This is a genomic window from Nocardia exalbida NBRC 100660 (assembly GCF_000308575.1).
Taxonomy (GTDB): Bacteria; Actinomycetota; Actinomycetes; order Mycobacteriales; family Mycobacteriaceae; genus Nocardia; species Nocardia exalbida.
The window spans coordinates 24,576-36,498 of sequence record NZ_BAFZ01000114.1; the positions used below are offsets into that span (position 1 = coordinate 24,576).

At 68.1% G+C, this 11,923-nt stretch carries 12 protein-coding genes; 7 read left to right on the top strand and 5 right to left on the bottom strand.

Translation table 11 applies throughout. The features are described 5' to 3' along the window. The 5 genes from ON29_RS25770 (at position 1) to ON29_RS25790 (ending at position 3,104) form a co-directional block, all read left to right on the top strand. Positions 1–372, top strand: a complete 372-nt coding sequence (locus tag ON29_RS25770) for a glyoxalase superfamily protein (RefSeq protein WP_040870277.1) — start codon at positions 1–3, stop codon at positions 370–372. 72 nt (positions 373–444) lie between these two features. Next, on the top strand, positions 445–903 hold the full coding sequence (locus ON29_RS25775; protein ID WP_040870279.1) for a MerR family transcriptional regulator: 459 nt from the start codon (positions 445–447) through the stop codon (positions 901–903). A 40-nt stretch (positions 904–943) separates the two neighbouring features. Next, the gene (locus ON29_RS25780) at positions 944–1,237 is read left to right on the top strand and encodes a putative quinol monooxygenase (RefSeq protein WP_040870280.1); all 294 of its coding nucleotides are present in this window, start codon (positions 944–946) and stop codon (positions 1,235–1,237) included. 98 nt (positions 1,238–1,335) lie between these two features. Further along, positions 1,336–2,118: a GNAT family N-acetyltransferase gene (locus ON29_RS25785; RefSeq protein WP_217999297.1), complete on the top strand. Its 783-nt coding sequence runs from the start codon at positions 1,336–1,338 to the stop codon at positions 2,116–2,118. Further along, the gene (locus ON29_RS25790) at positions 2,115–3,104 is read left to right on the top strand and encodes a pirin family protein (RefSeq protein WP_040870284.1); all 990 of its coding nucleotides are present in this window, start codon (positions 2,115–2,117) and stop codon (positions 3,102–3,104) included. Before ON29_RS25785 ends, ON29_RS25790 begins: the two co-directional genes overlap by 4 nt. Positions 3,105–3,181: 77 nt before the next feature. On the opposite strand, the gene ON29_RS25795 is transcribed toward ON29_RS25790, so the two are convergent. Continuing rightward, positions 3,182–3,658, bottom strand: a complete 477-nt coding sequence (locus ON29_RS25795; RefSeq protein ID WP_040870285.1) for an SRPBCC family protein — start codon at positions 3,656–3,658, stop codon at positions 3,182–3,184. Further along, positions 3,655–3,987, bottom strand: a complete 333-nt coding sequence (locus tag ON29_RS25800) for an ArsR/SmtB family transcription factor (RefSeq protein ID WP_040870286.1) — start codon at positions 3,985–3,987, stop codon at positions 3,655–3,657. The genes ON29_RS25795 and ON29_RS25800 overlap by 4 nt, the downstream gene beginning before the upstream one ends. A gap of 289 nt (positions 3,988–4,276) precedes the next feature. Between ON29_RS25800 and ON29_RS25805 the strand changes: the two genes are divergently transcribed. Then, positions 4,277–4,900: a DUF8020 domain-containing protein gene (locus ON29_RS25805; RefSeq protein ID WP_040870288.1), complete on the top strand. Its 624-nt coding sequence runs from the start codon at positions 4,277–4,279 to the stop codon at positions 4,898–4,900. On the opposite strand, the gene ON29_RS25810 is transcribed toward ON29_RS25805, so the two are convergent. Next, on the bottom strand, positions 4,897–5,751 hold the full coding sequence (locus tag ON29_RS25810) for a helix-turn-helix transcriptional regulator (protein WP_040870289.1): 855 nt from the start codon (positions 5,749–5,751) through the stop codon (positions 4,897–4,899). The genes ON29_RS25805 and ON29_RS25810 overlap by 4 nt on opposite strands. 100 nt (positions 5,752–5,851) lie before the next feature. Here ON29_RS25810 and ON29_RS25815 point away from each other — a divergent pair, with 100 nt between their 5' ends. Further along, positions 5,852–6,862 carry an aldo/keto reductase gene (locus tag ON29_RS25815; protein WP_040870290.1) on the top strand — a complete coding sequence of 337 codons (1,011 nt, stop codon included), beginning with the start codon at positions 5,852–5,854 and terminating at the stop codon, positions 6,860–6,862. Between the two features lie 231 nt (positions 6,863–7,093). Here the strand turns inward: ON29_RS25815 and ON29_RS25820 are convergent, their stop codons facing one another. Then, positions 7,094–7,564, bottom strand: a complete 471-nt coding sequence (locus ON29_RS25820) for a PaaI family thioesterase (RefSeq protein ID WP_040870299.1) — start codon at positions 7,562–7,564, stop codon at positions 7,094–7,096. Positions 7,565–7,700: 136 nt separating this feature from the next. Further along, complete coding sequence (locus ON29_RS25825) at positions 7,701–11,654, bottom strand: DNA-directed RNA polymerase subunit beta' (RefSeq protein ID WP_040870291.1); 3,954 nt, start codon at positions 11,652–11,654, stop codon at positions 7,701–7,703. Positions 11,655–11,923 lie beyond the last annotated feature (269 nt).

Here is an 11,923-nt window from a genome sequence, read left to right on the forward strand (position 1 = left end):
ATGGACTGGAAAATCGAGCTCGTCGCCATTCCGGTGACCGACGTCGACCGCGCCAAGGACTTCTACACCAAGATCGGTTTCAATGCCGATCACGATCACCGGGTCGATGAAAACCTGCGCTTCGTACAGCTGACCCCACCCGGCTCCGGCTGCTCGATCTGCCTCGGCGAAGGCATCACCGACGCGGCGCCCGGCAGCGTCCAAGGCATGCAGATGGTGGTGGCCAGCGCCGAGGACGCCTACCGGCAGTTGATCGCCGCGGGCGTGGATGCCACTCCGGTCCAGGACCTCGGCTGGGGCCTGTTCACCTTCTTCGCCGATCCGGACGGCAACAAATGGGCGGTCCAGCAACTGCCCGACTACAGCAGCTGAACATACCGCCCCTTGCTTGGAGTGCACTCCAGGTGACTAGCGTCGTCGATGTTCCACGGGAAGGGCGAGTGCATGAGCGAAACCGCGCCATACGCGAGCGCGCGCGACGACCGGGAGCAACCCCGGTACTCGATCGGCGAGGTGTCCGAGCGATCGGGACTGAGCCGGGACACGCTGCGCTGGTACGAACGGATCGGCCTGATGGACTACATCGGGCGCGACCACACCGGCAAGCGGCGGTTCAGCGACCGGGACTTGGAATGGCTGGCACTGATCGGGCGGCTGCGCACGACCGGCATGTCGGTGGCGGACATGCTCCGCTATGCCGAGCTGGTGCGGGCCGGAGACGCGACGTTCCCGCAACGGCTGGCGATGTTCCGGGATACCCGCGCCGAGGTGCTCGCCAAGATCGATGAACTTCGTCAGACTCTGGCCGTGCTGGACCACAAGATCGCTCTGTACGAAGGCAAGGCGCGAGCGATCGAGCCGGACGTGGTCACCGCGCACGACAGCGAAGAGATCAAGGTATGACAACGAGCCGGGAACACTTCCTCGAGAGCAGGAGACGCCCATGTCGACGTTGACGCTGAACGTTCGCTTCACCGCCAAGCCTGGTCGCGAGGCGGAACTGCGAGATCTGCTGCAAGGCATGATCGAGCCGACGCTCGCGGAGGGTGGCTGCATCCGTTACGAGCTCTACCTGCATCCCACCGATCCGAGCCGGATGGTGTTGCTGGAGGAGTGGGCGGATGCCGACGCGCTGGACGCGCACTTCCGGACGCCGCACCTGAAGGCTCTCGCCACCGCGCTACAGGAAGTGCTCGTCGAACCGTTCCAGCTGCGGCGGTTCACCGAGATCGAGTGACCGTACGACGGTCCGGCGGACCGGAGTCCGCTTATCCGGTGGCCTGCTCCGCGCCGTTCACCGGCGGCGACTAACATCCCACGAATATGAAGCCCGAAATGCCGCGTGATCGCGTCTGGATCGATAAGCAGACGCCGGCCGCGTTCCGCGCGCTCAACGGCGTCGCGAACGAGGTCAGGGCCGCGGGCGCGGCGGTGGGGCTGGATCGCCGGATCATCGAACTGATCAATCTGCGCGTCTCCCAGCTCAACGGCTGCGCGTACTGCCTGGATGTGCACTACCGCGCCGCCCTGGCCGCCGGGGTCACCGAACAGGAGATCGCGGTGCTGCCCGGATGGCGGCGCGGCGGCACGTACACCCCGTTCGAGCAGGCGGTGCTCGCGATCGCGGAAATCACGGCGATGCTTCCGGACGAAAACGTCATCGAGCGTGAGTACGCTTCGGCTCGCCGGCATCTGACGGATGATCAGCTGTCCGTCGTCGTCTGGGTGGCCACCACGATCGGCGCGTTCAACCGGGTCTCGATTCTCAGCAGGCATCCGGTACGCGCCCGGAAGGAGAAGGGAACCATGAGCGAATCGGCATCGGAGTCCGAGGTCGTCCGCAACGACGAGCGGCATCGCTACGAGGTGTTCTACGGCGGGGAGCTGGCCGGCTTCGCCGACTACGAGGAACGCGACGACGAGACGGTGTTCACGCACACCGAGGTCGACGGCGCGTTCTCCGGGAAAGGTCTCGGGTCCGTCCTGGCCCGGAAGGCCATCGAGGACGCCGTCGGGCGCGAGCGCGTGATCCGGCCGGTGTGCCCGTTCATCAAGGCGTATCTGGACAAGCACCCTCAGTACGACGCCCACGTGATCGGCAAGGGCGTCGATCGGTGAGTGATCTGGATCCGCGCCCGGCCGAGACGCTCTGCGAACCCGCGCCGGGTCCGGGGCCGGTCGCGGAGCGGTATCCGGCCCGTGAGGTGCCGCTCGGCGGGGTGCGCGGCGTTTTTGTCGAACGCGTGCTGCCGCAACGCGACCTGCCGACCGTCGGCGCGTGGTGCTTCCTCGACCACTTCGGCGCGCCGACGGTCACCAAGACCGGTGCGCCGCCGGACATCGATCCGCATCCGCACATCGGCCTGCAAACGGTGACCTGGCCGTTCGAGGGCCGGATCCGGCATCGCGACTCGGTGGGCTCGGACGTGCAGATCGAACCCGGTCAGCTGAATCTGATGACCTCCGGACGCGGCATCGCACATTCCGAGTACGCCGTTGCGGGCGCGCCCGCCGGACACGGCTTGCAGCTGTGGATCGCGCTGCCGGGCGACCACACCGGCATCGCTCCGCATTTCGAGCAGTATCGGGAACTGCCCGTCGTCGAGGCGCCCGGCCTCCGCGCGATCGTGCTGATCGGATCCCTGGCCGGGAAGACCTCACCCGCGATCGCCTACACGCCCATCGTCGGCGCCGACGTCCGGTTGGAGCCCGGGGCCGAGGTCGGCCTCCCGCTCGACCCTCGTTTCGAGCACGCGGTGCTGGTGATCGAGGGCGAGATGACCGTCGCGGGCGACGAACTGGCTCCCGGCCCGCTGCTGTACCTGGGCACCGAGCGCGACGAACTCCGGCTCGCCACCACAGGCGGCGCGCACTTCGCCCTGATCGGCGGCGAACCGTTCACCGAGGAACTGGTGATGTGGTGGAACTTCGTCGGCCGCAGCCACGAGGACATCCTCGCCGCCCGGGCGGATTGGGAGAACCACGATGTCACCCGGTTCGCCGACATCGCGGGCCACACCCCGCGACAGCGCATTCCCGCGCCGCCCCTGCCCGGACTACACCTGAAGCCGCGCAAGCGCCGGATCGGTCCGGCCAGGGACTGATCGCGGCACACACCCGATTCCACCGCCCCCTTCGACTCCGCCCACGCGACCCGTGAGCGGAGCCGAGGCGCCCGGGCTCAGCCGCGCGCGAGCAGTGCGTCCAGCGCGCGGTAGCTCTCGTTGAGCCCGGTCTCCATGCCCGACTGGAGCATGCCGTCGCGCTCCTGCGGCGTGTGGAACTGGCCGTCGGTGACCACCTTGGTGCGGTCGTCGCCGAGGTCGACGAAGCTGACGCTGTCGATCGCCACATGGGCGGGCATGCCGTCCCACTCGAAGGAGTACACGATGCGCTCCTGCGGGGTGACCTCGCGGAAGCGGCCCTCGAAGCCATGGGCTCCCTCGTCGGAGTGCTCGACGAAGCGCCAATGCCCACCCGGACGGAATTCCCAGCGCTCGATGTCCAGCCGATTGCCGCGCCCCCACCACTGAGCGAGCAATTCGATCCGGCTGTAGGCGTCCCACACGCGCTCGCGCGGGGCATCGAAGATCCGCTCGATGTGGATCGTGCGGTCGGTGTCGGTCGTGATGACCGCGTCGTTCGTGGTTGTGCTCATCGGTCCTGCTCCGTTCGCTCGAGGAATTCGCCGAGACGGTCCAGCCGCGCTTCCACCATCCGCCGGTAGCCCTGCATCCAGGCCACTTCGCGGTCGAAGACGTTCTCGCCGAGGCGGCAGTACCGCACCCGGCCGCGCTTCTCCGTGACCACCATGCCCGCCGCCTCCAGCAGCTGGATGTGCTTCTTGACGCCGGTGAGCGTCATCTCGAAGCGCTCCGCCAGCTCGCTGACGGTGGCGGGCCCACTGCCGAGACGTTCCAGGATCCCACGCCGGGTGGGATCCGCGAGCGCCCCGAAGGAGTCATCCAAGAAGTCATACTGAACCATCTAGTTCAGTGTTGCGGAGATGAGGGCGGACGTCAAGAGGGAAATCCCACCGCTCCGAAACCCGGCCGGACCAGCGACGCGACCGCTGATCCGGGACGTGCCGTCGGCGGATCCAGCCGCAGCGGAAGCCGCCCAACCGGCCCCGTCCCCACTGTGCCGCGATGTACGACAGCGGCTTTCGCGACCGGACTCGGCGAAGAACTGTCGCTCAGCCCCTTCTGATCGGGGCCGCCGAGCGGTATCTTTTCCCGACGAACCGGACACGGGGGCGGCACACGGAAAGAGCACGATGAGGACCTCTCGATTCACCGCGACGACGCTGGTCGCGCTGGCGGCCACCGCACTCACCACGAGCGCCGCGCACGCACAGCCCGCGCCCACCGACGCCCCGCTCGACCTGCGCGGATCGTTCCACCAGGTCGCCTACGAGGTCGCCGCCACCAGCGACCGGCGCGCCGCCGTGGCCACCATCCAGGACGGGACGTTCGAATCGACCCACGACGGCCGGGTCGTGACGGTCTCCGATCGCGACGGCAACGTGGTGGCCGCACTGCCGATGACGCTGCGCATCGGTGATCAGCGCGTGGTCCTGGACCCCGTGCTCGAGGACGCGGGCCACCGGCTCACCGTCGCACCGGTCGCGATGACCGACACCCCACTGCGCGACATCGGCGCCCAGGAGCGGTTCTACGCCGAGGCCGAGAAGGCCATGCCGACCATCCTCGCGGGCGCGGGCATCGGCGCCGCCATCGGCTTCATCGTCGGATTCCCGCTCGGCCTGTTCGTGATCGACTTCATCACGGTGCCCGCCGCCGCGGTGGCGGGCGCCGCGATCGGCGCGATGGCCGGATTCGTCATCGGCGGTGGGCAACCCGCCGTCGACGCGGCGCTCGAGTACGTCACCGCGCCCTAGTCGAGCCCGCCGACGGGCGTCAGCCGCTGCGTGCCGATCACGCGCAGCAGGTCCAGCTTCTCGGCCGCGTCCGTGCCCGGCCGCGGCAGGTAGACCAGCAGGCGCTGGGCGGCGTTGGGCGTGAGCAACGTTTCGCAGACGACGTCGATCAGGCCGACCTGCGGATGCCGGATCCGCTTGATATCCGAAAGCCGCACGGCCACTTGATGTTCGTCCCACAGTCGGTCGAACTCGGCGCTCGCGGAACGCAGCTCGGCCACCAGCTCCAGCACGTCCGCGTCGCCCGCACGGCGCGCGGCCGTGGCACGCAGATCGGCGACGTGGTTGCGGCCGAGCCGATCCCAGTCCTCCTCGGGGAAGAGCGCGCGCGACGAAGGGTCGGTGAACCAGCGGTGGGCGTAGTACCGCTCCCACCCACGACGGTCACCGTGATCGCCGACGAGCAAGGTGTGCATCCGGTTCTGCACGAGCACCTCGCCGAGATCGGTGACGACGGTGGCCGCGGTGTCGTCCAGCTTGGCGAGCAGGTGCATCAGCCCGGGGCCCACGTGCTTGTCGGTCGCATCGCGTCCCGGCGGCGCGTGGTCGCACAGATGGTAGAGATGGTCGCGTTCGTCGTTGTCGAGACGCAGGGCGCGCGCGAGCGAGGCGAGGACCTGGGTGGACGGACGCGGACCGCGCGCCTGCTCCAGCCTGGTGTAGTAGTCCGTCGACATGCCCGCCAGCAGCGCGACTTCGTCGCGGCGCAGACCCGGCGTGCGCCGCCGGACGCCCGGCGGCAACCCGACGTCGGCGGGGGTGAGCTGCTCTCGGCGGCGGCGCAGGAAATCGGCGAGTTCGGCGCGGTCCATGCCCTTACTGTCCTCGGAAACGGCACCCTCAGCCAGGGATCGCCACTCCCCCGATAAACGGTCTCTCCCGCGGCGGCGGCGCACGGTTCAGGCTGGTCCCATGACGACAACGAAAATCCACGAAGTGCGGCTCGGGGCCACCGGCCCGACGGTCGGCCGGATCGGCCTCGGGGCGATGGGCATGTCCGGCGCGTACGGCGCGACCGACGACGCCGAATCGACCGCGACCATCCACGCGGCGCTGGATTCCGGCGTCAACCTGATCGACACCGGCGATTTCTACGGCGCGGGACACAACGAGACGCTGATCGGCAAGGCCATCGCCGAACGTCCACGCGAGGACGTGGTGCTGAGCGTGAAATTCGGCGCGCTGCGCGGTCCCGACGGCGCCTTCGCGGGCGTGGACAGCCGGCCCGCCGCGCTGCGCAATTTCCTGACCTACAGCCTCCAGCGGCTCGGCGTCGACTACATCGACATCTATCGCCCCGCACGACTCGATCCGGCCGTGCCGATCGAGGACACCGTCGGCGCCATCGGCGAGCTGATCGAAGCAGGGTACGTGCGTCATGTCGGCCTGTCCGAGGTCGGCGCGGACACCATCCGGCGCGCGGCGGCCGTACACCCCATCGTGGACCTGCAGATCGAGTACTCGCTGCTCTCCCGTGGCATCGAGGAGCAGATCCTGCCCGTCTGCCGCGAACTCGGCATCGGCGTCACGGCCTACGGCGTGCTGTCCCGGGGCCTGCTGAGCGACGCGTTCGCGCCCGGGGCCACCTTCGCTCCGAACGATTTCCGCGCCCACAGCCCGCGCTTCCAAGGCGAGAACCTGGACCGGAATCTCGAACTGGTGCGCGCGCTGAACGAGATCGCGGCGCGCAAGGACGCCTCGGTGGCGCAACTGGCCATCGCGTGGGCGCTGACCCGCGGCGAGGACATCGTGCCGCTCATCGGCACCCGCCGCCGCGAACGCTGGGCGGAGGCGGTGGGCGCGCTGGACCTCTCGTTCACCGACGAGGAGTTGTCCACTATCGAAGCGGCCGTGCCCGCCGACCGGGTCGCGGGCGAGCGCTACGCCACGCCGCTGATGGCGACGCTCGACAGCGAGCGCTGAGTCCGTTCGGAGCGCGGCGGCCGAGCCGCGCTCCGAACGAGCCGAAGCCCGGCGGATCGCACAGCCGAACTGGACCGGCCGCTCGCCGAGGCACACGGTGTCGGAATGACCCAGGCGGCATCACCGCCGAAGCGTGCCCACGTCGTGGGCCTGCAGCGTCATCCCGGCGGCCTCCGCACGACGCGCGGTGCCGCAGACGCGAATCATGCCCGGCTGAGCGTCTCGATGCGATCAGGCCCGGCGCGGACGCAGCACAGCCGTGAACATCGCTGCGGCCACGGTCTTTCCGGCGCTGTCGGTGATGTCCACCGGCACGTCGAGTTCGAGCGGCACTTTTGCCTCGATGTCCGCCCGCATCTTCGCCAGCGTCTGCGCGGAGAACGCGGAAGTGGCGCGGAACGGCCCCGCGTCCCCCTTCGCGCGGGCTTTGTATTCGATGCGTCCGTCCTTGGCGACGATGAACGTCTCCCCCATCAGATCGACGATCCCCGACACCGACGCACCCATGGCGGCGGTCTCCGCCATCCCGAACAACACGGCGGCGTGCAGATCTCCGTTGTGGTTCAAATGCTGCGCCCGCGGCACGATCGACACCACGTTCCGCCCCGCCGCGAACTCCTCCCACTCGATCCCCGCGTACTGGATGAAACCGAGCTTCCGGAATCCGGCTACCACCAGATCACCCAACGCCGCGCCGTCCACCGCCACCTCCGAGCAGAACTGAAACCTGTTCTATTTTCCTACTGCCTCCCGCCCCGGTTGTCCACCACGGACCCGTCACCGAACGAATTCGGCCCCCGCTCCACAAGGAAGCGGGGGCCGATCTCGTTGCGACGGATTACCGGTAGTCGCTGAAGCCGTAGTCGTCGAGCGGGACTGCGGCGCCGGTGGTCTGACCGAAGCTGTCCGGGCTGTAGTAGGTGTCGTCGTAGGACGGCACCGCGTACGCGGCGGCACGGGCTTCCTCGGTCGGCTGCACCTGGATGTTGCGGTACCGGTTGATACCGGTACCGGCCGGGATCAGCTTACCGATGATCACGTTCTCCTTGAGGCCGATGAGCTTGTCGGAGCGGCAGTTGATCGCCGCGTCCGTCAGGACTCGGGTGGTCTCCTGGAAGGACGCCGCCGACAGCCACGAATCGGTGGCCAGCGACGCCTTGGTGATACCCATCAGCACCGGACGACCCGCCGCGGGCTCGTTGCCCTCGGCGACGACCCGACGGTTGGCGGCCTCGAACTCGGCGCGCTCGGTGAGCGAGCCGGGCAGGAACTCCGTGGCGCCCGAGTCGATGATCGTCACGCGACGCAGCATCTGGCGCACGATCACCTCGATGTGCTTGTCGTGGATCGACACACCCTGCGAGCGGTAGACCTCCTGGACCTCGTGGACCAGGTGGACCTGGACCTGACGGGGGCCCATGATGCGCAGCACCTCGTGCGGATCCGCCGCGCCTTCCAGCAGCTGCTGGCCGACCTCGACGTGGTCACCGTCCGAGAGCAGACGCTCGGTGCCGTCGTCGTGCTTGAACACCCGCAGACGCTGCCGCTTCGAGAGCTTGTCGTAGACAACCTCTTCGCCACCGTCATCCGGGATGATGGTGATCTTGTAGAAGCGATCGTCGTCCTCCAGCCGCACGCGACCGGAGACCTCGGCGATGGGCGCCTTGCCCTTCGGCACGCGCGCCTCGAACAGCTCCTGCACACGCGGCAGACCGCCGGTGATGTCGTCACCCGCGACACCACCCTGGTGGAAGGTACGCATGGTCAGCTGGGTACCGGGCTCACCGATGGACTGCGCGGCGACGATACCGACGGCCTCACCGATGTCGACCAGCTTGCCGGTCGCCATCGAGCGGCCGTAGCAGGTCGCGCACACACCGGTACCGGTGGTGCAGGTCAGCACGGAGCGGACCTTCACCTCGGTGATACCGGCCTCCAGCAGCGCCTCCAGCGCCGGATCGCCGAGGTCGGCGCCCTTCGCCACGATGACGTTGCCCTGCGCGTCGACCGCGTCGGCCGCGAGCGTGCGCGCGTAGGTGGAGGTCTCCACGTGCGCGTCGCGGATGATCGAGCCGTCGAGCTGCTTCTCCGCGATCGGCACCACGATGCCGCGCTCGGTGCCGCAGTCGTGCTCGCGCACGATGACATCCTGCGAGACGTCCACCAGACGACGGGTCAGGTAACCCGAGTCGGCGGTGCGCAGCGCGGTGTCGGCCAGACCCTTACGAGCGCCGTGGGTGTTGATGAAGTACTCCAGAACCGTCAGGCCCTCACGGAAGGAGGACTTGATCGGCCGCGGGATGAACTCACCCTTCGGGTTCGTCACCAGGCCCTTCATACCGGCGAGGGTACGGGTCTGGGTGAAGTTACCCGTGGCGCCCGAGTCGACGATCGTGATGATCGGGTTGTCGGCCGGGTAGTGCGCGCGCAGCGCCCTACCGACCTCCTCGGTCGCCTCCTGCCAGATCTTGACCAGGGCGTTGTTGCGCTCCTGGTGATCGAGCGCACCACGCTGGTACTTCTTCTCGATCTGATCCGACTGCGCCTCGTAGCGCTCCATGATCTCGGCCTTCTCCGGCGGCACGAGCACGTCGGACATGGAGACCGTCACGCCGGAACGCGTGGCCCAGTAGAAGCCCGCGTCCTTGAGCTTGTCGACGGTCTGGGCGACCACGATCATCGGGTAGCGCTCGGCGAGATCGTTGATGATCGTCGCCTGACGCTTCTTCGGCATCTGCTCGTTGATGAACGCGTAGTCCACCGGCAGCAGCTCGTTGAACAGCACCCGGCCCAGCGTGGTCTCGGTGGTCCACGCGTCGCCACGACGCCAGCCCTCCGGGAACAGCTCCGCCTCGACGTCCTTCGGCGGACGCTGGTCGGTCAGCCGGACCTTGATCAGCGAACGCACGGTGAGCTCACCGCGGTCCACCGCCATCTGCGCCTCGGCGGGCGAGGAGTACACGCCCCGCTCCGGACCGTCGGCGGTGGCCGGCTCGTAGGAACCCTTCGCGCCCTCTTCCAGACGGGTCAGGTAGTACAGGCCGGTCACCATGTCCAGACGCGGCATGGCCAGCGGCCGACCGGAGGCGGGCGACAGGATGTTGTTCGACGACAGCATCAGCACGCGTGCCTCGGCCTGCGCCTCCGCCGACAGCGGCAGGTGCACGGCCATCTGGTCACCGTCGAAGTCGGCGTTGAACGCCTCACAGACCAGCGGGTGCAGCTGGATGGCCTTGCCTTCCACCAGCTGCGGCTCGAAGGCCTGGATACCGAGGCGGTGCAGCGTGGGCGCGCGGTTGAGCAGCACCGGGTGTTCGGCGATGACCTCTTCGAGGACGTCCCACACCTGCGGCCGCTGCCGCTCCACCATCCGCTTGGCCGACTTGATGTTCTGCGCGTGGTTCAGGTCGACCAGGCGCTTCATCACGAACGGCTTGAACAGCTCCAGCGCCATCAGCTTGGGCAGACCGCACTGGTGCAGCTTCAGCTGCGGGCCGACGACGATGACCGAACGGCCCGAGTAGTCGACGCGCTTACCGAGCAGGTTCTGCCTGAACCGGCCCTGCTTGCCCTTGAGCAGGTCGGACAGCGACTTGAGCGGACGGTTGCCCGGTCCGGTGACCGGACGGCCGCGGCGGCCGTTGTCGAACAGGGCGTCCACGGACTCCTGCAGCATCCGCTTCTCGTTGTTGACGATGATCTCGGGCGCGCCGAGGTCGATCAGTCGCTTGAGGCGGTTGTTGCGGTTGATCACGCGACGGTACAGGTCGTTCAGGTCGGAGGTGGCGAAGCGGCCACCGTCGAGCTGAACCATCGGGCGCAGCTCCGGCGGGATCACCGGAACGGCGTCGAGCACCATGCCCATGGGCGAGTTGCCGTTGGCCTGGAAGGCCGCGACGACCTTGAGCCGCTTGAGCGCGCGCAGCTTCTTCTGGCCCTTGCCGGAGCGGATGGTCTCGCGCAGCGACTCGGCCTCGGCCTCGATGTCGAAGCTCTCCATCAGCTTCTGGATCGACTCCGCGCCCATGGCGCCGGTGAAGTACTCGCCGTAGCGGTCGACCAGCTCGCGGTAGAGCACCTCGTCGACGATGAGCTGCTTGGGCGCCAGCTTGGTGAAGGTGGTCCAGATCTCCTCCAGCCGGTCCAGCTCACGCTGGGCGCGGTCGCGGAGCTGGCGCATCTCCCGCTCGCCGCCGTCCTTCACCTTGCGGCGCACGTCGGACTTGGCGCCTTCGGCCTCGAGCTCGGCCAGGTCGGCCTCGAGCTTCTGGGCGCGGGCCTCGAGGTCGGCGTCGCGCTGATCGGCGACCGCCTTCTTCTCGACCTCCATCTCGGCCTCGAGCGTGGACAGCTCGTTGTGCCGCAGTTCCTCGTCGACCGCCACGATGACGTAGGCGGCGAAGTAGATGATCTTTTCCAGATCCTTCGGCGCGAGGTCGAGCAGGTAGCCCAGGCGCGAGGGCACGCCCTTGAAGTACCAGATGTGGGTGACCGGAGCGGCCAGTTCGATGTGGCCCATGCGCTCGCGGCGCACCTTGGCGCGAGTCACCTCGACGCCACAGCGCTCACAGATGATGCCCTTGAAGCGGACGCGCTTGTACTTGCCGCAGTAGCACTCCCAGTCCCGGGTGGGACCGAAGATCTTCTCGCAGAACAGGCCGTCCTTCTCCGGCTTGAGCGTGCGGTAGTTGATGGTCTCCGGCTTCTTCACCTCGCCGTAGGACCACTGACGGATGTCCTCGGCGGTGGCCAGGCCGATCCGGAGTTCATCGAAGAAGTTGACGTCTAGCACGTAACTTCCTTTCCCCTGTGCGGGTCGAATTCGAGCAAAAGTTCACTAGTGAGTGTCTGCCGAGACTTCGCTCGGCCGAGCACGTCCGGTAATCCGCGCGGTGCGGGCCGGATGCCGCCGGTGACGGCATCCGGCCGACCGCCTAGTTCGCCAGATCGTCGACGGTGGCCGCTTCGTTCCTCGACAGGTTGATGCCGAGATTGGCCGCCGCACGCTCCAAGTCCTCGTCGTCGCCGTCACGCATCTCGATCGCGGCGCCGTCGGACGAC

Coding starts and splice junctions, on each gene's coding strand:
- ON29_RS25770 (WP_040870277.1), top strand. CDS start 1: ATGGACTGGAAAATCGAGCTCGTCGCCATTCCGGTGACCGACGTCGAC.
- ON29_RS25775 (WP_040870279.1), top strand. CDS start 445: ATGAGCGAAACCGCGCCATACGCGAGCGCGCGCGACGACCGGGAGCAA.
- ON29_RS25780 (WP_040870280.1), top strand. CDS start 944: ATGTCGACGTTGACGCTGAACGTTCGCTTCACCGCCAAGCCTGGTCGC.
- ON29_RS25785 (WP_217999297.1), top strand. CDS start 1,336: ATGCCGCGTGATCGCGTCTGGATCGATAAGCAGACGCCGGCCGCGTTC.
- ON29_RS25795 (WP_040870285.1), bottom strand. CDS start 3,658: ATGAGCACAACCACGAACGACGCGGTCATCACGACCGACACCGACCGC.
- ON29_RS25800 (WP_040870286.1), bottom strand. CDS start 3,987: ATGGTTCAGTATGACTTCTTGGATGACTCCTTCGGGGCGCTCGCGGAT.
- ON29_RS25805 (WP_040870288.1), top strand. CDS start 4,277: ATGAGGACCTCTCGATTCACCGCGACGACGCTGGTCGCGCTGGCGGCC.
- ON29_RS25810 (WP_040870289.1), bottom strand. CDS start 5,751: ATGGACCGCGCCGAACTCGCCGATTTCCTGCGCCGCCGCCGAGAGCAG.
- ON29_RS25815 (WP_040870290.1), top strand. CDS start 5,852: ATGACGACAACGAAAATCCACGAAGTGCGGCTCGGGGCCACCGGCCCG.